Origin of the sequence: Pseudomonas sp. P5_152 (genome assembly GCF_033989915.1) — a bacterium.
Lineage (GTDB): Bacteria > Pseudomonadota > Gammaproteobacteria > Pseudomonadales > Pseudomonadaceae > Aquipseudomonas.
In genome coordinates this window covers 1,152,285-1,173,442 of record NZ_JASFAH010000002.1, presented here as the reverse complement: position 1 = coordinate 1,173,442, position 21,158 = coordinate 1,152,285, and the positions used below count along the sequence as shown (strand labels likewise).

Here is a 21,158-nt window from a genome sequence, read left to right as displayed (position 1 = left end):
CCGCTATCGCGAGCAAGCTCGCTCCCACATTGGATTTGTACCGGTCCATCAGTCAGCACATGACCCTGTGGGAGCGGGCTTGCCCGCGAAGGGCGCGACGCGGTCTCAAAGCGGAGCCAACTCAGACTCAGTTTCGACTGGCTTCACCGCCTTCAACTGGCGCATCTGTTCACAGCCCCACAACACCCGCTCCGGGGTCGCCGGGGCGTCGATCTTTGGTTGATGCCGGTAGTCGCCCAGGCTCGCCACCGCGTCCTTGATCGCACACCAGGCGGCGATGCCGAGCATGAACGGCGGCTCGCCGACGGCCTTGGAGTGGAACACCGTGTCTTCCGGGTTCTTGCGGTTTTCCACCAGCTTGACCCGCAGGTCCAGCGGCATGTCGGCCACCGCCGGGATCTTGTAGCTGGCCGGGCCGTTGGTCATCAGCTTGCCCTTGTTGTTCCACACCAGCTCTTCCATGGTCAGCCAGCCCATGCCCTGGATGAAACCGCCTTCGACCTGGCCGATGTCGATGGCCGGGTTCAGCGAGGCGCCGACATCATGCAGGATGTCGGTGCGCAGCATTTTGTACTCGCCGGTCAGGGTGTCGATGAGCACTTCGCAGCAGGCCGCACCGAAGGCAAAGTAGTAGAACGGACGGCCGCGGGCCTGGCTGCGGTCGTAGAAGATTTTCGGAGTCTTGTAGAAGCCGGTGCTGGACAGCGAGACCTGGGCGAAATACGCCTGCTGGATCAGCGCTTCGAAGGTCAGGATGTGATCCCGAACCCGCACGTGGCCGTTGTGGAACTCCACGTCGGCTTCACTGACTTCATACTTGCGTGCGGCGAACTCCACGAGGCGCTGCTTGATGATTTCTGCGGCATTCTGCGCCGCCTTGCCATTGAGGTCGGCACCGCTGGAGGCTGCGGTCGGCGAGGTGTTCGGCACCTTGTCGGTGTTGGTCGCGGTGATTTGTACGCGATCGATTTCCACCTGGAACACTTCGGCCACCACCTGCGCGACCTTGATGTTCAGGCCCTGGCCCATCTCGGTGCCGCCATGGTTGAGGTGGATGCTGCCGTCGGTGTAGACGTGGATCAGTGCGCCCGCCTGGTTGAGGAAGCTGGCAGTGAAGGAAATGCCGAATTTCACCGGGGTCAGCGCCAGGCCCTTTTTCAGGATCGGGCTGTTGGCGTTGTAGCGGCGGATCGCTTCGCGACGCTCGGCGTACTGGCTGCTTTCTTCCAGTTCCGCGGTCATTTCCTCGAGCATGTTGTGCTCGACGGTCTGGTAGTAGTGGGTGACGTTGCGCTCGGTCTTGCCGTAGTAGTTGGCCTTGCGCACGGCCAGCGGGTCGAGCCCCAGGTGACGGGCAATGGCGTCCATCACTTCTTCGATGGCGACCATGCCCTGAGGGCCGCCGAAACCACGGTAGGCGGTGTTCGAGGCGGTGTTGGTCTTGCAGCGGTGACCATTGATGGTCGCATCGCCCAGGTAGTACGAGTTGTCGGAGTGGAACATCGCCCGGTCGACGATGGAGGCCGACAGGTCCGGCGAGCAACCGCAGTTGCCCGCCAGGTCGAGGGCGATACCGTGCAGGCGCCCGCTGTTGTCGAAGCCGACGTCGTACTCGACGTAGAACGGGTGGCGCTTGCCGGTCATCAGCATGTCTTCGACCCGCGGCAGGCGCATCTTGGTCGGTTGGCCCGTCAGGTGGGCGATCACCGCGCACAGGCACGCCGGGCTGGCGGCCTGGGTTTCCTTGCCGCCGAAACCGCCGCCCATGCGGCGCATGTCGACCACGATCTTGTTCATCGACACGTCGAGGACTTCGGCCACCAGCTTCTGCACTTCGGTGGGGTTCTGGGTCGAGCAGTAGACGATCATGCCGCCATCTTCCGTCGGCATCACCGAGGAAATCTGGGTTTCCAGGTAGAAGTGCTCCTGGCCGCCGATGTGCAGCGTGCCCTGGATGCGATGCTCGGCGGTGGCCAGCGCAGTGGCCGAGTCGCCGCGCTGGTGGGTGTGGCTGTCGAGTACGAAGTGGCGTTTGCGCAGGGCTTCGACCACGTCCAGCACCGGTTCCAGGTCTTCGTATTCGATGATCGCGGCCATGGCGGCCTTGCGCGCGGTTTCCAGGTCTTTCGCCGCGACGGCGAGCACCGGTTGACCGACGAATTGCACGTCATCGATCGCCAGCAGCGGATCGCCCGGCAACAGCGGTCCGATGTCTTTGAGGCCCGGCACGTCTGCATGGGTAATGGCAATGCGCACGCCTTCGAAGGCGTAGCAGGGCTGGGTGTCGATGCTGATGATTTTTGCGTGGGCGCGGTCCGACAGGCGTGCATAGACGTGCAACTGGTTAGGAAACTCCAGCCGGTCATCGATGTACTGGGCTTCACCGGACACGTGTTTGGCGGCGCTGTCGTGCTTGACGCTACGGCCGACCCCGGTGGTCAGGTCCTTGGCGAACAGTTCAGTCAGTTCGGCCTGGGTCTTCTCTACGGCGTGATGATTAGACATAAGCGGTCACCCGGGTCTCGATGTGCGGTGTTTGCAGCTCGATGAAATACTTGCGCAGCAGGTTCTGCGCGCTGAGCAGGCGGTATTCCTTGCTGGCGCGAAAGTCCGAGAGCGGGGTGAAATCTTCGGCCAGGGCCGCGCACGCGGCTTCGACGGTGGCATGGTTCCAGGTTGAACCGAGCAGTGCCGCTTCGCAGCTTTTGGCTCGTTTCGGGGTGGCGGCCATACCGCCGAAGGCGACGCGGGCGTCAGCGATCACGCCGTTGTCGATGCGCAGGTTAAAGGCGGCGCAGACCGCGGAAATATCATCGTCCAGGCGCTTGGACACTTTATAGGCGCGGAACTGCTGCACGGCACTGGCGCGCGGCACAATGATCTTCTCGATGAACTCGCTTTCCTGGCGCGCGGTGACCCGGTAATCGATGAAGTAGTCTTCCAGGGCCAGGGTGCGGCGGGTGTTGCCTTTGCACAGCACGATCTGTGCGCCCAGGGCGATCAGCAGCGGTGGCGAGTCGCCGATGGGCGAGGCATTGCCGATGTTGCCACCCAGGGTGCCCTGGTTGCGGATCTGCAGCGAGGCGAAGCGTTGCAGCAGTTCGCCGAAGTCCGGGTATTGGGCCTTGAGGGCCTCGTAGCAGTCGGAGAGGGCGGTGGCCGCGCCGATTTCCAGGCGATCGGCAAAGTGTTCGATGCGCTTCATTTCGGCGACATTTCCGACGTAGATCATCACTGGCAGGGTGCGGTGGAACTGGGTGACTTCCAGCGCCAGGTCAGTGCCGCCGGCCAACAGCCGGGCTTGCGGATAGGCGTCATAGAGGTCGGCCAGGTCAGCCACGGTCAACGGCACCAGGCAACGTTTGTCGCCGCAGTTGAGTTCACCGATGTCGGTGGGGGCGATGGCCTTCAGGCGGGCGATGGTCTCGGCTTCACGGGCATCGAACTGGTCGGGCTGTTTGCCGCAGCAGGACTGTTCGGCGGCTTCGAGAATCGGCCGGTAGCCGGTGCAGCGGCAGAGGTTGCCGGCGAGGGCTTCATGGGCCTTGTGGGCGTCGGGTTGGTCGCTGTTTTTCTGCAGGGCGAACAACGACATGACAAACCCCGGCGTGCAGAAGCCGCACTGCGAGCCGTGGCATTCGACCATGGCCTTCTGCACGCTGTGCAGTTGGCCCTGATGCTTGAGGTCTTCGACGCTGATCAACTGTTTGCCATGCAGCGAGGAGACAAACGTCAGGCACGAGTTGAGGCTGCGATAGCGAATATGTTCGCGGCCGGCGTCATCACTTTGCAGTTCACCGACCACCACAGTGCACGCGCCACAGTCACCGCTGGCGCAACCTTCTTTGGTGCCGGACTTGCCCAAGTGCTCGCGCAGGTAGTTGAGCACAGTCAGGTTGGGGTCCAGGGCGTGCTCGCTACGGAGTTCCTGGTTGAGTAAAAACTGGATCACGGAAGGCCTCGCAGACTCATTATTGTTGTTAACCGTTATGACCTGAATTTATCAGGTCTGACTTTTCGGTCAATGGTTTTCTGACTTAAAGGTCAGGAAATTACCTTTTGTCGATCAGCAACCTCATGCTTTGAGTATTGACCCTCTGGGCCCAGCTCGCTTTTTGCTTGAATCGTGCCAATTTCCACTGGCCGGGCCCTGCATCATCCACTACCAAGTGCGCTACACTGCGCCGCTTGTACAGATCGAAGAGTTTGAAGGAAAACCATGACGTTCAAGGCGCCGGACAGCCTCGCCGAGCAAATTGCTCAACACCTCGCCGAACGCATCATTCGCGGCGAAATGAAGCCAGGAGAGCGCATCCAGGAACAGAAGGTCACGCTGGCGCTCAATGTCAGCCGCGGTTCGGTCCGTGAAGCCTTGCTGATCCTCGAACGACGCCACCTGATCGCGATCCTGCCGCGACGCGGCGCCCATGTCACCGAGCTCACCGCGCACAAGGTGCAGAGCCTGTGCACCCTGATGAGCGAGCTGTACATCCTGCTGGGCAACGCCGTGGCCAATGGCTGGCGCGTCCAGGCCGACATGGCGCCCTTCGTGCAGATCCAGCAGCGCCTGAACGCCAGCTACGAACGCCAGGACATCCGCACCTTCGTCGACGACAGCTTCAATGTGATGCGCGCCGCGTACCCGTTCGCCAATAACCCCTACCTGCAGGAGACTGTCGAGAACCTGCAGCCGGCCATGAGTCGCGCGTATTTCCTGGCCCTGGAACAACGCAAGGCGGAAATGAGCGAGTTCCTCGAACTGTTCGAACGCCTGCTCGCCGCCGTGCTCGCCCGTGACCTGCCACAGATCCGCATCGTGCTCTCGGCCTACGCCCAGCGCAGTTGCGACCTGGTGCTGTCTGCCTTGCCGGCGGCCTGAGCGTGCGGCTCAAGTGCATCAAACTGGCGGGGTTCAAATCCTTCGTCGACCCGACCACGGTGAACTTCCCCAGTAACATGGCGGCGGTGGTCGGGCCCAATGGCTGCGGCAAGTCGAACATCATCGACGCCGTACGTTGGGTGATGGGCGAGAGCTCGGCGAAGAACCTGCGTGGCGAGTCGATGACCGACGTCATCTTCAATGGCTCCACCAGCCGCAAGCCGGTGAGCCAGGCCAGCATCGAACTGGTGTTCGACAACTCCGACGGTACCTTGCTCGGTGAATACGCCGCCTATGCGGAGATTTCGATTCGCCGCAAAGTCACCCGCGACAGCCAGACCACCTATTACCTCAACGGCACCAAGTGCCGGCGCCGCGACATCACCGACATTTTCCTCGGCACTGGCCTGGGTCCGCGCAGTTACTCGATCATCGAACAGGGGATGATCTCCAAGCTGATCGAGTCCAAGCCCGAAGACCTGCGCAACTTCATCGAGGAAGCGGCGGGGATCTCCAAATACAAGGAGCGTCGGCGTGAGACGGAAAACCGGATCCGCCGCACCCACGAAAACCTTGAGCGCCTGACCGACCTGCGCGAAGAGCTGACGCGTCAGCTCGAACGCTTGCACCGCCAGGCCGAGTCCGCCAAGAAGTATCAGGAATACAAGGCCGAAGAGCGTCAGCTCAAGGCCCAGCTGTCGGCGCTGCGTTGGCAGGCCTTGAACGAGCAGGTCGGCCAGCGTGAAGCGATCATCGGTAATCAGGAAGTCAGTTTCGAAGCCCTGGTGGCCGAGCAGCGCAATGCCGATGCGAGCATCGAACGCTTGCGTGACGGGCACCACGATCTCTCCGAACGCTTCAATCTGGTGCAGGGGCGCTTTTATTCGGTTGGCGGCGACATCGCCCGGGTCGAGCAGAGTATTCAGCACGGCCAGCAACGCTTGCGCCAACTGCAGGACGATCTCAAGGAAGCCGAGCGCGCGCGCCTGGAAACCGAATCCCACCTGGGCCATGACCGCACGCTGCTGCTGACCCTGGGCGAAGAGCTGGACATGCTGACCCCGGAGCAGGAAATCACCAGCGCCGCCGCCGAGGAAGCCGCGGCCGCGCTGGAAGAATCCGAAACCACCATGCATGGCTGGCAGGAGCAGTGGGACGCTTTCAACCTCAGTTCGGCCGAGCCCCGGCGCCAGGCCGAGGTGCAGCAGTCGCGCATTCAGCAGCTGGAAACCAGCGTCGAGCGCTTGGCCGAGCGCCAACGCCGCCTGGCCGAGGAGCGCGACCTGCTCGCGGCGGACCCGGAGGACGCGGCAATCATGGAGCTGGGCGAGCAACTCGCCGCCAGCGAAGCAACCCTCGAGGACTTGCAGGCCAGCGAGCAGGCCCAGGTCGAGCGCCTTGAACAGTTGCGCCAGGAGCTACAGCAGGCCTTGCACAATCAGCAGCAGGCCCAGGGCGACCTGCAACGACTCAATGGTCGCCTGGCGTCGCTGGAAGCCTTGCAGCAAGCCGCGCTCGACCCGGGTACCGGCACGGCGCAATGGTTGCGTGAGCAAGAACTGGCCGAGCGCCCGCGCCTGGCCGAGGGCCTGAGCGTGCAGGCGGGCTGGGAGCTGGCGGTGGAAACTGTGCTTGGCGCCGACTTGCAGGCAGTGCTGGTGGATGATTTTGCCGGCCTCGACCTGGCTGGGTTTGCCCAGGGCGATTTGCGCCTGCTCAGCCCGGGCATCGACGGTGTGCGGGTGGCAGGCAGCTTGCTGGACAAGGTCGAGGCGCAGATCGACCTGTCGCCGTGGCTGGGCCAGGTCAAGCCGGTGGAAACCCTTGAGCAGGGCTTGGCCTTGCGCGGCCAGTTGGCGGCCGGCGAAAGCCTGATCAGCCGCGACGGCTATTGGATCGGCCGGCACTTTTTGCGCGTGCGTCGCGCCAGCGAAGCCGAAAGCGGGGTGTTGGCCCGTGGCCAGGAAATCCAGGCCCTGGGCCTGGAGCGCGAGGAGCGTGAAGCCACGGTCGAACAGCTTGAAACCACCCTGCAGAACCTGCGCGCCCAGCAGCGGCAACAGGAAAACGGCCGCGAACACCTGCGCCGCCTGCTGCAGGACGAAGCGCGCCAGCAGGGCGAACTGAAGGCGCAATTGTCCGCGGGCAAGGCCAAGGCCGAGCAGTTGACCTTGCGCCGTACCCGGCTCGACGAAGAGTTGGTGGAGCTGGGCGAGCAGCGCGAGCTCGAACATGAACAGATCGGCGAGTCGCGCCTGCAATTGCAGGGCGCCCTCGACAGCATGGCCCTGGACACCGAGCAGCGCGAGTTGCTGTTGGCCCAGCGCGACAGCCTGCGCGAGCGCCTCGACCGGGTGCGCCAGGAAGCCCGGCAGCACAAGGATCATGCGCACCAGTTGGCGGTGCGCCTGGGTTCACTCAAGGCGCAACACGATTCCACCCGCCAGGCCCTGGAACGCCTGGAGCTGCAGTCCGAGCGCCTGACCGAAAAGCGTGAACAGCTGAGCCTCAACCTGGAGGAGGGTGAGGCGCCGCTGGAAGAATTGCGGCTCAAGCTCGAAGAGCTGCTCGACAAGCGCATGAGTGTCGATGAAGAACTGCGCACCGCCCAGGTCGCGCTGGAGGAGGCCGACCGTGAACTGCGCGAGGCCGAGAAGCGGCGCACCCAGGCGGAACAGCAGTCGCAGTTGATCCGCAGCCAGCTCGAGCAGCAGCGCATGGAATGGCAGGCCCTGACCGTGCGCCGCAAAACCCTGCAGGAACAATTGCTCGAAGACGGCTATGACCTGCACGGCGTGCTCGCGACCCTGGTGGCCGAGGCGAACGAGAACGACGCCGAAGAAGAACTTGAGCGCATCGCCGCACGGATTCAGCGCCTGGGGGCGATCAACCTGGCGGCCATCGACGAATATCAGCAACAGTCCGAGCGTAAACACTATCTCGACGCCCAGGACGCCGACCTAGTGGAAGCCCTCGATACCCTGGAAAACGTCATTCGCAAGATCGACAAGGAAACCCGCAATCGCTTCAAGGACACCTTTGATCAGATCAACGGTGGTTTGCAGGCCTTGTTTCCAAAAGTTTTCGGTGGCGGCAGCGCTTATTTGGAACTGACGGGCGAAGATCTACTCGATACAGGGGTGACAATCATGGCGCGTCCACCCGGGAAGAAGAACAGCACCATCCATTTGCTCTCCGGCGGCGAAAAAGCCCTGACTGCATTGGCCCTGGTATTTGCCATCTTCAAACTCAATCCTGCGCCGTTCTGTATGCTCGATGAAGTTGACGCCCCGCTGGATGACGCTAACGTTGGACGCTACGCAAGACTGGTCAAAGAGATGTCGCAGACGGTGCAGTTCATCTATATCACCCACAACAAGATCGCCATGGAAATGGCCGACCAGTTGATGGGGGTGACGATGCACGAGCCCGGTTGTTCGCGTCTGGTGGCTGTGGATGTCGAGGAGGCGATGGCGATGGTGGACGCCTGACGTCCTGGGTTTAAGCCATATGTTTATGGGAAGTAAGGATTTTTACCGGTACGGATTACTGGCCAATCGACATATTCGCTGAAGCCACTGTGACAGACGGTGTAAAGTTACCTTTGGTCGTGCTAGTTTAATGTCAATTTATCGTGTACGTGGGCAAAACGCCTGTCAGAACATAGAGTTGGCGCCACGTTTTAAAGCGGTTTACAGCTTGTAAACCCCTTATTTTTCAGCATTTTTTATAGAGGCACGGGATTACATGGAAATCGGTCTGCGCGAGTGGCTGATCGTCATCGGCATCATAGTCATTGCCGGTATTCTTTTTGATGGCTGGCGGCGCATGCGCGGCGGCAAGGGCAAACTCAAGTTTCGCCTGGACCGCAGCCTGTCCAATCTGCCGGACGAGGACAGCGGTGCCGAACTGCTGGGCCCGCCGCGGGTGCTCGATAACCACAAAGAGCCGCAACTGGACGAGCACGACCTGCCGTCGGTCAGCATGCCTGCCCGTGAGCCCCGCGAGTCGGGCTCCAAGCGTGGCAAGCGTGGCCACGGCGAGCCGGCGCAAGGCGACTTGAACCTTAATCTGGACCTGGACGGCGGCCCGAGCTTCAGCAGCCGTGACGGCGATTTCCCGGATGAAACCAAGGCCTCGAGCGGGGCGGCGAGCAAGGACCAACCACAAGCCGAAGAAGTGCTGGTGATCAGCGTGATCTGCCGTGATGCCGGTGGCTTCAAGGGCCCGGCGCTGTTGCAGAACATTCTCGAAAGTGGCCTGCGTTTCGGCGAGATGGATATTTTCCACCGCCACGAAAGCATGGCGGGCAACGGCGAAGTCCTGTTCTCCATGGCTAACGCGGTCAAGCCGGGTATTTTTGACCTGGACGACATCGACCACTTCAGCACCCCGGCGGTCAGCTTCTTCCTTGGCCTGCCGGGTCCGCGTCATCCGAAGCAGGCGTTCGATGTGATGGTCGCCGCTGCACGCAAGTTGTCCCAGGAGCTCAATGGCGAGCTCAAGGACGATCAGCGCAGCGTCCTGACGGCACAGACCATCGAACACTACCGTCAGCGCATCGTCGAATTCGAGCGTCGCGCCCTGACCCAGAAGCGCTGAAATTGGCAATGTGTGGGATACCTCCCGCACCTTGCAGGCGCTGAGCCAGCTCAGCGCCTGCAGTGAATTTGTCCGCATCAACAGATTGAGCAGCCTCGGCTGCTCTTTTGCTTTATGAGAGAACACCCATGAACGCCGCCGAAAAACGCATTCTAGAGCTTCGCGCTGAACTGGATCTGCACAACTACCGCTACCACGTGCTGGACGAGCCGAGCATTCCGGACGCCGAGTACGATCGGTTGTTCCATGAGCTCAAGGCGCTGGAGGCGGCCAACCCGCAACTGATCAGCAGCGACTCGCCGACCCAGCGCGTGGGCAGTGCGGCGCTCTCGGCATTTACCCAGGTGCGTCACGAAGTGCCGATGCTGAGCCTGGGCAACGCCTTCGAAGAAACCGATATGCGCGAGTTCGATCGCCGGGTCACCGAAGGCCTGGACTTGCCGGTCGGCGATCTGTTTGGCGGCGGCGCCGAAGTTGAATACAGCTGCGAGCCCAAGCTCGATGGCCTGGCGGTCAGCCTGCTGTATCAGGATGGCCTGCTGGTACGCGGCGCTACCCGCGGCGACGGCACCACGGGGGAAGACATCAGCGTCAATGTGCGCACGGTGCGCAATATTCCCCTCAAGCTGCAGGGCAGCGGCTGGCCAGCGACCCTGGAAGTGCGCGGCGAAGTCTATATGTCCAAGGCCGGTTTCGAGCGCCTGAATGCCACGCAACTGGAAGTGGGCGGCAAGACCTTCGCCAACCCGCGCAATGCCGCCGCCGGCAGCTTGCGCCAGTTGGATTCGAAAATCACCGCCAGCCGGCCGCTGGAGTTCTGCTGCTACGGCATCGGCCAGGTGTCGGCGGACATTGCCGACACGCATATCGGCAATCTGCAGCAACTCAAGGCCTGGGGCATGCCGGTCAGTCGTGAACTGAAACTGGCCAAGGGCATCGGCGAATGCCTGGACTACTACCGCGATATCGGTGAGCGGCGCAATGCACTGCCTTACGAGATCGATGGCGTGGTGTTCAAGGTCAACAGCATCGCCGCGCAGCGTGAGCTGGGCTTCCGTGCCCGTGAGCCGCGCTGGGCGATTGCCCATAAATTCCCGGCCATGGAAGAACTCACCGAACTGCTCGACGTGGAATTCCAGGTCGGCCGCACTGGCGCGGTGACGCCGGTGGCGCGCCTCAAGCCGGTGAAAGTGGCGGGTGTGACGGTGTCCAATGCGACGCTGCACAACATGGACGAAGTGGCGCGCCTGGGCCTGATGATCGGCGATACGGTGATCATTCGCCGGGCCGGTGATGTGATCCCGCAGGTGGTCCAGGTGGTCGCCGAGCGGCGCCCGGCCGATGCTCGGCCCGTGCAGATTCCCGAGAGTTGCCCGGTCTGTGGCTCCCACGTCGAGCGCACGCAGTTGATCAAGCGCAGCAAGGGGCGCGAAACCGTCAGCGAGGGCGCGGTGTACCGCTGCGTCGGACGCTTGGCCTGTGGGGCGCAGCTCAAGCAGGCGATCATCCATTTCGTTTCGCGACGGGCCATGGACATTGAAGGCCTGGGCGAAAAAAGCGTCGAGCAGTTGGTCGATGAAGGCCTGGTCAGCTCGCCGGCGGACCTGTATGGGCTGACGTTCGAGCAGATCGTCGACCTGGAAGGTTTTGCCGAGCTGTCGAGCAAGAACCTGCTGGCGGCCATTGCCGACAGCAAGCGCCAGAGCCTGGCGCGGTTTATCTATGCGCTGGGCATTCCGGATGTCGGCGAAGAGACCGCCAAGGTCCTGGCGCGCTCGCTGGGCTCGCTGGAGCGCGTGCAGCAGGCATTGCCGCAAGTGCTGACGTACTTGCCGGATGTCGGTCTGGAGGTCGCTCACGAGATCCACAGCTTCTTCACCGACAGCCACAACCAGCAGGTGATCAAGCAGCTATTGGCGCATGGCCTGGAGATTCAGGACCAGGGCGAGTTGGGCGCCGAGTTCGCGGCGAGCACCACCCTCGGTGGCCTGCTCGACAAGTTGCACATTCCTTCGGTCGGTCCGGGCGGGGCGCAGAAGCTGGCCGACAAGTTCGGTTCGCTGCAGGCGGTGATCGACGCGGACTGGCTGGATATGCGCCAGGCACTGCCGGAGAAGCAGGCCAACGCGGTGCGCGAGTTTTTTGCGATCGAGGACAATCGCCAGCAAGCCCTGGCGGCCGAACAGCAGTTGCGTGACTTCGGCATGCATTGGCAGAGCGAGAAGAAGGTCGTCGAAGGCTTGCCGCTGGCCGGGCAGACCTGGGTGCTCACCGGTTCCCTGGAGCTGATGAGTCGCGATGTTGCCAAGGATAAGCTGGAAAGCCTGGGCGCCAAGGTTGCGGGCTCGGTGTCGGCCAAGACGTTCTGTGTGGTGGCGGGGCCGGGCGCCGGCTCGAAACTGGTCAAGGCCAATGAGCTAGGGCTCAAGGTGTTGGATGAAGAGGCATTCGTCGGGTTCTTGGCTGGGCACGGTATTGCTGTGTGATCCCCTTCGCGGGCGAGTTGCTGTGGGAGTGGGCGCCCGCTTGCGGCTTGCCCGCGATTACGTGCTTGGCGACACCCGAATGCTCGGAGGGAACGATAGTCGCTGCGCCAGGATCTAGACTTGGCCAGCCCCCAGGAAGAGATCGCCATGTACCGTTTCTTCGAGCAACTCAGTGCGCGGATCGCTACGCCCTTCATCGGCGACAGTTCACGCAACAGCAAGGTCTGGCCGTGTCGGTGCGGGCAGTCGCTGTTTTTTCGCAACAGCCAGTGCCTGGCCTGTTCCGCAGCCCTGGGCTACCAACCTGAGCAAAGCCGCTTGTCTTCGCTGCAGCCCGGCCCGCAGCCGGACACCTGGCAGTTGGACGCCGACCCTGGGGCTGGGCTGTTCCGTCGCTGCGCCAACCTCGATACCCCGGCAGCCTGCAACTGGCTGCTGCCGGCCGATGATCCGCAGTTGCACTGCATTGCCTGCCGCCTGAACCGGACCATTCCCGACCTGTCCATCGCGCAGAATCACGAACACTGGCGCAAGGTGGAGATCGCCAAGCGCCGGCTGGTCGCGCAATTGCTCGACCTCGGGTTACAGGTTATCGACCGGTCCATCGACGAAGAGCGCGGACTGGCCTTCGACTTTGTCAGCATCGATCTCGAAGGCAAGTCGCCGATGACCGGGCACGCCAGCGGCCTGGTCACCCTGGATATCCGCGAGGCTGACGACGCGCACCGCGAACGGGTGCGGGTGCAGATGGGCGAGCCCTACCGCACCCTGTTGGGGCACTTGCGGCATGAGGTCGGACATTATTACTGGGATCGCCTGATAGCCAACGGTCCGTGGCTCGAGGGCTTTCGTCAGGTATTCGGCGATGAGCGCACCAGTTATGCCGAGGCGCTGGAGCGGCATTATCAGCAGGGCGCCCCGGCGGATTGGCAGCAAAGCCACGTCAGTGCCTATGCCACCATGCACCCCTGGGAAGACTGGGCGGAAACCTGGGCTCATTACCTGCACATGATGGATGCGGTGGACACGGCGCTGGGTTTGGGCATGAGCGCTCGGCAGATGGACTTCGACTACCCGGCATTTCCTTGCAGTGTGCTCTATGACCCGCAGCACCCTGGTGGCGCGGCGTTCCTGTCGTTCGTCAATGCCTGGATCGAACTGGCAGGCATGCTCAACGAACTGTCGCGCAGCATGGGCCAGCCGGACTTCTACCCCTTCGTCCTGCCGCCAGCGGTCATCGGCAAACTGCATTTCATTCACCTGGTGATCCAGCAAGAGGGCGGCCGCGCCGACCGGGCAGTGCAGAGCCTGTAGCCCGCGTTACAGGGGTACGCGCAATTTCCGTAGCAGCTGCCGAGCCCGCGAGGCTGCGTTCGGCCGCGCAGCGGCCGCCATGCGCTGAATCAGGTCCGTCAAGTGAGCAGGGGCGACGATGGCTAAGCCGCCGAACGCAGGCTGCGCCAGCGGATACACGTCCTAATCTTGCGGGGTTATCGCATGTCATTGAAGCGGCTCATTTTTTTTAATCCGCGGGAACGGTTGTAACTTCGTCTCAGATAGGTACAATGGCGCGGCTCGCCGACTGGTGAGTGTCGTTATGGTGACCCCATCGGTCCCCCCGCAACGATTACCCGTGAACCTGGTCAGATCCGGAAGGAAGCAGCCACAGCGGGAACATTGTGTGCCGGGGTGTGGCTGGTGGGGTTACCACCTTAACGCCTTGCTACAGCCTTGCTGGCAATCGCCAGTCCATCCGCGCTGTCAGCTTCTTCTCCTGAATCCTGCTGTTTGTTGCCCTCCGAGCGTTTCTCGGTCCAGGGTGTTTTCTGCTGTCTGCCCCCAGCGTCGTCGCTAACAGGTGCCGGGCTTTTTTGCGGGCGCGTGAACGACACAGCAGAGGCAGCGAAAAACGTTGCCTCTGCTGTTGGTTGTATGTGGCGCTAAGGCTTGGACAAGGCGTGATCAACCGCTGCGATCAGCTTTCCCAGATCCTTTGGGGGGGCTTTGTGTACGACACCAAACAGATAGGCTCGCTGTTCGTCTTCGTCGCCAAAGTCGGCGAAAAACACTTTGAGCTTCACTCCCAGTGCGCTGGCAAGCATGAACAGGGCTTCAACGCTGGGGGTATAGGTGCCGGTTTCGAAGCGGCTGATGGTTTTAGGGTCAAAACCGGTTCTTTCGCCGAGTTCAGCCTGAGTTAGCCCCGCTACCTTGCGATAACGTTTGATGGCTGGACCCAAACTTGAAATGTGCATCGCTCAATTCCCATTTAGAATCAAGAACTTAACGACAGATTTTGACATTGCACAACTGCATGATTCATCACCTTGCTTTCATATATGTGATGTATTTCGTAGAATTGGCGCTTGATACGAGCATTGGGTGGCTAAAGATCCGCAGTTGGGGCGATGTGAAACAGCCATCATTGTGCAGGTTTCCTCTGTACGGGAAGCGGCAAAAATGAACCAGATGGCTGGTTGAGTGTCGACCGTGCGGATTTTTGTCTGACTGGTTAGAAGCCTTTAAGGCTAGTTGGTCTTCGCCCGTTCGGGGGCCATCACCTGCTGTTCATGGAGTGTTAATGTGCATCTGAATATGCCAGCCCGCACGATTAAAAGGACTTTGCCTGCGCTGCCTCCCCGGCGGCGACCTGCCGAGCCATTCTGCTACGCCCCCCATACCTCTTCCAAGCGTTGCGCGCTGGTCGAGCGGTACTACCGCTAGCCACCACAGGCCGAACTCATGGACGAGAAATACCGCAGGGCGGTGGATGCAGCCGCCCTGTTTTCCGAAACCGACCTCAATGGTCGAATCACTTACGTCAACGACCAGTTCTGCGCGGTCTCCGGATACCGCCGGGAAGAGTTGCTGGGTGTTGATCACCGGCTGCTCAATTCCGGCCTGCACCCCGACGAGTTTTTCGCCACGCTGTGGCGCACTATCGCCCAGGGCAACGTCTGGAAGGGTGAGCTGTGCAATCGAGCCCGGGACGGCAGCCTGTATTGGGTCGAAAGTACCCTGCTGCCGGTGCTGGACAAGGCGACCGGGCGGGCGCACCGCTACGTGTCGATTGGCTTTAATACCAGCGAGCAGCGCCAGTTGCTGCATTCGCTGCAATGGCGGGTCGGGCATGACGTGTTGACCGGCTTGCCCAACCGGGCGTTCCTCTCCGACTTGCTGGACCAAGCCCTGGACTGTTCGCGCATCGAGGAGGTACCGCTGGCGGTGTGCATGCTCGACCTGGACGGTTTCAAGGCGGTCAACGACGGCTATGGCCACGCCAGTGGCGACCTGCTGCTGGTGGAAGTGGCCAAGCGCCTGCGCAGTATCGTACGTGGCGAGGATGTAGTGGCACGCCTGGCCGGGGACGAGTTTGTGCTGATCCTGCGCTATGTGCATGACGTCGCGGAGCTGCGTGCGGCGTTGAACCGGGTGTTGGGGGTGATCTCGGCGGCCTATTCAATCCAGGGCAAGGACATCCACGTCTACGCCAGTATCGGCGTGACCCTGTTCCCCCAGGACAACGAAGATGCCGAGACCTTGTTGCGGCATGCCGACCAGGCCATGTACGTGGCCAAGCAGAGCGGGCGCAACCGTTTTCACCTGTTTGATGTGGTACGCGACCGGGAGGTCAGGGCGACGCACCAGACCGTCGCCCGCGTGCGCCAGGCCTTGCTGGACAACGAGCTGTGCCTGCACTTCCAGCCCAAGGTGAATATGCGTGGCGGTGTTGTGGTCGGTTTCGAAGCCTTGTTGCGCTGGGAACACCCGGAGAAGGGCGTGGTGCCGCCCAGGGAGTTTTTGCCGCTGGTGGAAGAAACCGACCTGATCGTCGACATTGGCGAGTGGGTCATTGATCAGGTGCTGGCGCAGTTGTCACGGTGGCAGGCGGTCGGGCAGCAGTGGCCGGTCAGCGTCAACATCGCGGCCCGGCATTTCCAGCGCACGGACTTCTTCGACCGGCTCAAGCAGGTGCTGGAGCGTCACGCCCGGGTCGCCCCCCATCTGCTGGACCTGGAGATTGTCGAGTCGATGGCGATCGAAAACATCCAGCATGTCACCACCTGCCTGCAGGCCTGCCAGGCGCTGGGGGTGAGGTTCTCGCTGGGGGATTTCGGTACCGGGTATTCGTCCCTCAGTTACCTCAAGCGCCTCAACACGCAAACCATCAAGATCGATAAATCCTTTGTCCGCGATATCTTGCATGATCGCGACGACCTGGCCCTGACCACCGCAGTGATCGGCCTGGCCAGGGCGTTTGGTCGAGAGGTGATCGCCGAGGGAGTGCAAAGCCTGGAGCATGGCCAACTATTGCTGAGCCTGGGGTGCGAAGTGGCCCAGGGATATTTCATTGCCCGGCCGATGCCGGCCAGCGAGGTGCCGGGCTGGGTCGCCGATTTTGTCGCGCCCAGCCAGTGGCAGGCGCTGGATGAGGCCATCTGAGCCTAGGGTGACGGTTCTTGAGAGCCGGTATACAGGCGGATGATGTCATCGATCTCGCCGGACATCTTCATGCGCAGCAGGGTCCGCAGAATGCGCTGCACCGGCAGGTCCGGATCGTTGCGCACGTAGCAGCCGACGTGCAGCTCCTGCAGGACCGCGACGGCGCGCAATTGCCGCTCCGGCAATAGACGTTGATTGAACCAGTCCAGGGTCCACTGGTTGCTGACCCCATACTCATTGCGCCCGGCCAGCAGCTTTTGCAGGACCTGGTCCTGGTTGCGGGCGTCGTCGCGCTTGAGTTGCCCGCTATCGAACAGCGGCTGCAGGGTAGGGTAGTGGTAGCTCAACACCGTGCCGATGGTTTGTGGTGCGAGGTCGGCCGGGACTACCCCGGCATGGTGGTGCTGGTTGCTGATCAGCAGGTCGCGCTGGAACCACAGGGGAATGCTCCAGATGTAGTCGCCGGACTGGTTGGGTAGCCAGGATTGCGCGGCGTAGCAGCGGACGTCGATTTCCCCGTGCTCCATGGCGTTTTGCACGCGCGCGCGCGCCAGGACATGGAATTCGGCGGGCAAACCGACCTGGGTCGCCAGGCTCAGCATCACGTCATGCAGAATGCCCTGGGTCGGGCGACCGTGCTCGATTTGCACCATGGGCATGGCCCAGCTGTCGGTGATCGCGAAGCGTAAAGGGCTGGGCGCGGCAAGAGTGCTGGCGCTGACCAATAACAATGCCCCCAAGGCTGACCGCATAAACACTCCAGCAAATACCGCCCGACGCCGATTAAAACGTCCCCCGAACACCAGCTTAGCCAGATTAGCCGAGCACACCGGATGCAATTTTGCCCTTGCTCCGCTAGCATTACCCGCTTCCGCTTCCCAGTCGCGACGGTTTTCGATGAGTTATCAGGTTCTTGCACGTAAATGGCGTCCGCGCTCGTTCCGCGAAATGGTCGGCCAGACCCATGTGCTCAAGGCTCTGATCAATGCCTTGGACAGCCAGCGGCTGCACCACGCCTATTTGTTTACCGGCACTCGCGGGGTGGGCAAGACCACCATCGCGCGGATCATCGCCAAATGCCTGAACTGTGAAACAGGTATTACGTCGACGCCGTGTGGCACCTGTTCGGTGTGCCGCGAGATCGACGAAGGGCGCTTTGTCGACCTGATCGAGATCGACGCCGCGAGCCGGACCAAGGTCGAGGACACCCGCGAACTGCTGGACAACGTGCAGTACGCGCCGAGCCGTGGGCGCTTCAAGGTCTACCTGATCGACGAAGTGCACATGCTCTCCAGTCATTCCTTCAATGCGCTGTTGAAAACCCTCGAAGAGCCGCCGCCCTACGTCAAGTTCATCCTGGCGACCACTGACCCGCAGAAACTTCCAGCAACGATTTTGTCTCGATGCCTGCAGTTCTCCCTGAAAAACATGACGCCGGAGCGCGTGGTCGAGCATTTGACCCACGTCCTGGGTGTGGAGAACGTGCCGTTCGAAGACGACGCCCTGTGGTTGCTCGGGCGCGCCGCCGACGGTTCGATGCGCGATGCCATGAGCCTGACCGACCAGGCCATTGCTTTCGGTGAAGGCAAGGTCATGGCGGCGGACGTGCGGGCTATGCTCGGCACGCTCGACCATGGGCAGGTCTACGATGTCCTGCACGCGCTGATCGAAGGCGACGCCAAGGCGTTGCTCGAAGGTGTCCGGCACCTGGCCGAGCAAGGCCCGGACTGGAATGGCGTGCTCTCGGAAATCCTCAATGTGCTGCACCGCGTGGCGATTGCCCAGGCATTGCCGGACGGTGTCGACAACGGACAGGGCGACCGCGACCGGGTGTTGGCGCTGGCCCAGGCCCTGCCGGCCGAGGATGTGCAGTTCTATTACCAGATGGGGCTGATCGGTCGACGCGATTTGCCGCTGGCCCCCGATCCGCGGGGCGGCTTTGAAATGGTCCTGCTGCGGATGCTGGCTTTCCGCCCGGCAGACACCGCCGATGCGCCGAGGCAGCCGCTAAAGCCAGTGGGGATCAGCCAGGCCACAGTTGATTCCGCTCACTCAGTGGCTGGCGCGGTACCTGTTGCGCCGGTCGTGGCCGCTGCGCCGCCGGTTGCCGCGCCTGCACCAACCCCAGTGCCTGTTGCGCCTGTTGCGCCGGTGGTCGAGCCGGAGCCTGTGGTGCATGTGGCGCCTGAGCCGGCGGCCGCTGTCGAGGAGGTCGTCGATCTGCCCTGGAACGACCCGGTAGAGCCGGCGGCTGCGCTGCAACCGGCGGTCGAGCCGGTGCTCGAGACCGTCGCCGAACAGCCAGACCTGACACCGATGCCCGTACCGGTGCCCGACAGCGTGGTGCTGGATGCGCCGGAATGGGCCGCCGCGCCGATTCCCGAGCCTTCAGTGGCCCAGGTGGATGCCGCCACCCCAGGTATGGACCTGGATGACGAGCCGCCGCTGGACGAGGATTACATTGAGCCGGACATGGACTCGGCGTACAGCTACCTCGATGAGCTCGCCAGCGAGCACACCGCCGAGCCTGCGCCGGCACCGGAACCCGAGCCTGCGGCGATGCCAGCCACCGGCCTGGCGCTACAGTGGCTGGAACTGTTCCCGAAACTGCCGATTTCCGGCATGACCGGCAGCATCGCCGCCAACTGCACGCTGATCGCCGTGGAGGGCGACCAGTGGCTGTTGCACCTGGACCCGGCCCACAGCGCGCTGTTCAACGCCACCCAGCAACGGCGGCTCAACGATGCCCTGAACCAGTTGCTGCAGCGCACCCTGACAATCAGCATCGAGCTGATCAAGCCGGAGCAGGAAACCCCGGCCCAGGCATCGTCCCGGCGCCGCGCCAACCGTCAGCGCGAGGCCGAGGATTCGATCCACGGCGATCCGTTCATCCAGCAGATGATGCAACAGTTCGGCGCAGTGATCCGTAACGATACTATTGAACCTGTCGAGGCTCTGGTCAGCCAGGGCTAACAAACTGAAGGTGCTCGGCCCACTGGTCCGGGCGCCGTTTTGATCCACGTACTTTTGAGGTGATTCCCATGATGAAAGGTGGCATGGCCGGCCTGATGAAGCAGGCGCAGCAGATGCAGGAAAAAATGGCCAAGATGCAGGAAGAACTGGCCAACGCCGAAGTCACCGGTAAAGCCGGTGGCGATATGGTCACCGTGGTCATGACCGGTCGTCACGACGTCAAGCGCGTGACCATCGACCCAAGCCTGGTAGAAGGCCTGAGCGAAGATGACAAAGAGATGCTCGAGGCGGTGTTCGCGGCTGCGGTGAACGACGCCGTGCGCAAGATCGAGGCCAACAGCCAGGACAAGATGTCCGGCATGACCGCCGGCATGCAACTGCCACCGGGCATGAAACTGCCATTCTGATTCGCCTTCAGGCGGCAGATGAGTTACAAAAATGCCAGGCATAGCGCTTGGCATTTTTGTTTCTGGCTGACAGATATGTGTGGCTGACATGCCGCCATCGCGGGCAAGCCCGCTCCCACAGGATTCGCGGCGCTCGCAAAACCTGTGGGAGCGAGCTTGCTCGCGATGAAGTCACCCCGATGCAACTGAATAAACATCGAACGCCATACCGCCACAAAGGTCTGCTCCCTATATCACTGAACCTCAACGATCACAGGAGACGCTGCCATGTCCGACGCCATGACCCTCAACCAACGCATTGTCCTAGCTTCTCGCCCGGCGGGTGCGCCAACGCCGGAAAACTTCCGCATGGAACGGGTGGCGCTGCCCGATCTGGCCGAAGGCCAGGTGCTGCTCAAGACGCTGTACCTGTCGCTTGATCCCTACATGCGCGGGCGCATGAGCGACGCACCGTCCTACGCCGCCCCAGTGGCCATCGGCGAGGTCATGACCGGTGGCGCTGTCAGCCGGGTCGAGCGCTCGCTGAACCCGAAATTCCACGAAGGTGACCTGGTCGTCGGTGCCACCGGCTGGCAGAGCCACAGCATCAGCGACGGTCGGGCCCTGATCCCGGTGCCGTCCGGCTTGCCCAGTCCGTCCATGGCCCTGGGCGTGCTCGGCATGCCGGGCATGACCGCCTACATGGGGCTGATGGACATCGGCCAGCCCAAGGAAGGGGAGACCCTGGTCGTGGCGGCTGCGTCCGGGGCCGTGGGCTCGGTGGTGGGCCAGGTGGCGCGGATCAAGGGCCTGAAGGTGGTCGGCGTCGCCGGCGGCGCGGATAAATGCCGCTACGTGGTCGATGAGCTGGGTTTTGACGCGTGCATCGATCACAAGAGCGCGGACTTTGCCGAGCAACTGGCGCAGGCGTGCGGTGCTGGTATCGACATCTACTTCGAAAACGTTGGCGGCAAGGTGTTCGACGCGGTCCTGCCGTTGCTCAATCCCAAGGCGCGGGTCCCGGTGTGCGGCTTGATTGCCCAATACAACGCGCACGAGGCGCCACCGGGCCCGGACCGCATGCCGCTGCTGCAGCGCACGTTGCTGACCAAGCGGGTGCGGATGCAGGGGTTTATCGTGTTCGACGACTATGGTGATCGCCACTCCGAGTTTGCCAAGGCCATGGCGCCCTGGGTACGCGAAGGCAAGGTGAAGTTCCGCGAGGACGTGGTCGAAGGCCTGGAGCAGGCGCCCGAGGCCTTTATTGGCCTGCTGGAGGGGCGCAACTTCGGCAAGCTGGTGGTGCGGGTGGCCAAGGACTGACCGACCGATGAGCATTTGACGCTGGCCAGAGGCGCGGGTATAAACCGCGTCTCGTTGTTTTGTCGG

The 21,158-nt window shown here is 62.3% G+C and carries 13 protein-coding genes and 1 other RNA gene; 10 read left to right on the top strand and 4 right to left on the bottom strand.

Annotated features, from left to right (window positions below):
- Nucleotides 1-105: 105 nt before the first annotated feature.
- Both xdhB and xdhA read right to left on the bottom strand, forming a co-directional pair.
- Nucleotides 106-2,505, bottom strand: coding sequence for a xanthine dehydrogenase molybdopterin binding subunit (xdhB, locus tag QMK50_RS05080; protein WP_320332678.1), 2,400 nt, complete (start codon nt 2,503-2,505; stop codon nt 106-108).
- Nucleotides 2,498-3,952 (bottom strand): xanthine dehydrogenase small subunit, encoded by a 1,455-nt coding sequence (gene xdhA / locus QMK50_RS05075; RefSeq protein ID WP_159997088.1) that lies wholly within the window; start codon nt 3,950-3,952, stop codon nt 2,498-2,500. Before xdhA ends, xdhB begins: the two co-directional genes overlap by 8 nt.
- 267 nt (nt 3,953-4,219) lie before the next feature.
- Between xdhA and QMK50_RS05070 the strand changes: the two genes are divergently transcribed.
- The 6 genes from QMK50_RS05070 to ffs all read left to right on the top strand — a co-directional run bounded on the left by QMK50_RS05070 (nt 4,220) and on the right by ffs (nt 13,671).
- Complete coding sequence (locus QMK50_RS05070) at nt 4,220-4,879, top strand: GntR family transcriptional regulator (RefSeq protein ID WP_159997086.1); 660 nt, start codon at nt 4,220-4,222, stop codon at nt 4,877-4,879.
- 2 nt (nt 4,880-4,881) lie between these two features.
- Nucleotides 4,882-8,370, top strand: a complete 3,489-nt coding sequence (gene smc, locus QMK50_RS05065) for a chromosome segregation protein SMC (protein WP_159997084.1) — start codon at nt 4,882-4,884, stop codon at nt 8,368-8,370.
- 256 nt (nt 8,371-8,626) lie between these two features.
- Nucleotides 8,627-9,481: a cell division protein ZipA gene (gene zipA / locus QMK50_RS05060; RefSeq protein ID WP_095165425.1), complete on the top strand. Its 855-nt coding sequence runs from the start codon at nt 8,627-8,629 to the stop codon at nt 9,479-9,481.
- Nucleotides 9,482-9,609: 128 nt separating this feature from the next.
- Nucleotides 9,610-11,967, top strand: coding sequence for an NAD-dependent DNA ligase LigA (ligA, locus tag QMK50_RS05055; RefSeq protein ID WP_320332677.1), 2,358 nt, complete (start codon nt 9,610-9,612; stop codon nt 11,965-11,967).
- Nucleotides 11,968-12,114: 147 nt separating this feature from the next.
- The gene (locus QMK50_RS05050) at nt 12,115-13,281 is read left to right on the top strand and encodes a putative zinc-binding peptidase (RefSeq protein WP_320334494.1); all 1,167 of its coding nucleotides are present in this window, start codon (nt 12,115-12,117) and stop codon (nt 13,279-13,281) included.
- 293 nt (nt 13,282-13,574) lie between these two features.
- An RNA gene (gene ffs / locus QMK50_RS05045) (signal recognition particle sRNA small type) lies at nt 13,575-13,671 on the top strand.
- A gap of 236 nt (nt 13,672-13,907) precedes the next feature.
- Here ffs and QMK50_RS05040 read toward each other — a convergent pair.
- Complete coding sequence (locus QMK50_RS05040; protein ID WP_095165396.1) at nt 13,908-14,222, bottom strand: helix-turn-helix domain-containing protein; 315 nt, start codon at nt 14,220-14,222, stop codon at nt 13,908-13,910.
- Nucleotides 14,223-14,709: 487 nt separating this feature from the next.
- Between QMK50_RS05040 and QMK50_RS05035 the strand changes: the two genes are divergently transcribed.
- Nucleotides 14,710-16,410 (top strand): putative bifunctional diguanylate cyclase/phosphodiesterase, encoded by a 1,701-nt coding sequence (locus QMK50_RS05035; RefSeq protein WP_320332676.1) that lies wholly within the window; start codon nt 14,710-14,712, stop codon nt 16,408-16,410.
- Between the two features lie 2 nt (nt 16,411-16,412).
- On the opposite strand, the gene QMK50_RS05030 is transcribed toward QMK50_RS05035, so the two are convergent.
- On the bottom strand, nt 16,413-17,162 hold the full coding sequence (locus QMK50_RS05030; protein WP_320332675.1) for a transporter substrate-binding domain-containing protein: 750 nt from the start codon (nt 17,160-17,162) through the stop codon (nt 16,413-16,415).
- A gap of 145 nt (nt 17,163-17,307) precedes the next feature.
- Here QMK50_RS05030 and dnaX point away from each other — a divergent pair, with 145 nt between their 5' ends.
- From dnaX to QMK50_RS05015, 3 genes are all read left to right on the top strand, one after another.
- The gene (dnaX, locus tag QMK50_RS05025; protein WP_320332674.1) at nt 17,308-19,383 is read left to right on the top strand and encodes a DNA polymerase III subunit gamma/tau; all 2,076 of its coding nucleotides are present in this window, start codon (nt 17,308-17,310) and stop codon (nt 19,381-19,383) included.
- A 68-nt stretch (nt 19,384-19,451) separates the two neighbouring features.
- Nucleotides 19,452-19,790 carry a YbaB/EbfC family nucleoid-associated protein gene (locus tag QMK50_RS05020; protein ID WP_008028561.1) on the top strand — a complete coding sequence of 113 codons (339 nt, stop codon included), beginning with the start codon at nt 19,452-19,454 and terminating at the stop codon, nt 19,788-19,790.
- Nucleotides 19,791-20,057: 267 nt separating this feature from the next.
- The gene (locus QMK50_RS05015; RefSeq protein WP_320332673.1) at nt 20,058-21,092 is read left to right on the top strand and encodes an NADP-dependent oxidoreductase; all 1,035 of its coding nucleotides are present in this window, start codon (nt 20,058-20,060) and stop codon (nt 21,090-21,092) included.
- Nucleotides 21,093-21,158 lie beyond the last annotated feature (66 nt).

Excerpts from the sequence above, each read along its gene's own strand:
- xdhB (WP_320332678.1), bottom strand. The coding sequence starts at position 2,505 with ATGTCTAATCATCACGCCGTAGAGAAGACCCAGGCCGAACTGACTGAA.
- QMK50_RS05070 (WP_159997086.1), top strand. The coding sequence starts at position 4,220 with ATGACGTTCAAGGCGCCGGACAGCCTCGCCGAGCAAATTGCTCAACAC.
- zipA (WP_095165425.1), top strand. The coding sequence starts at position 8,627 with ATGGAAATCGGTCTGCGCGAGTGGCTGATCGTCATCGGCATCATAGTC.
- ligA (WP_320332677.1), top strand. The coding sequence starts at position 9,610 with ATGAACGCCGCCGAAAAACGCATTCTAGAGCTTCGCGCTGAACTGGAT.
- QMK50_RS05050 (WP_320334494.1), top strand. The coding sequence starts at position 12,115 with ATGTACCGTTTCTTCGAGCAACTCAGTGCGCGGATCGCTACGCCCTTC.
- QMK50_RS05040 (WP_095165396.1), bottom strand. The coding sequence starts at position 14,222 with ATGCACATTTCAAGTTTGGGTCCAGCCATCAAACGTTATCGCAAGGTA.
- QMK50_RS05035 (WP_320332676.1), top strand. The coding sequence starts at position 14,710 with ATGGACGAGAAATACCGCAGGGCGGTGGATGCAGCCGCCCTGTTTTCC.
- QMK50_RS05030 (WP_320332675.1), bottom strand. The coding sequence starts at position 17,162 with ATGCGGTCAGCCTTGGGGGCATTGTTATTGGTCAGCGCCAGCACTCTT.
- dnaX (WP_320332674.1), top strand. The coding sequence starts at position 17,308 with ATGAGTTATCAGGTTCTTGCACGTAAATGGCGTCCGCGCTCGTTCCGC.
- QMK50_RS05020 (WP_008028561.1), top strand. The coding sequence starts at position 19,452 with ATGATGAAAGGTGGCATGGCCGGCCTGATGAAGCAGGCGCAGCAGATG.
- QMK50_RS05015 (WP_320332673.1), top strand. The coding sequence starts at position 20,058 with ATGTCCGACGCCATGACCCTCAACCAACGCATTGTCCTAGCTTCTCGC.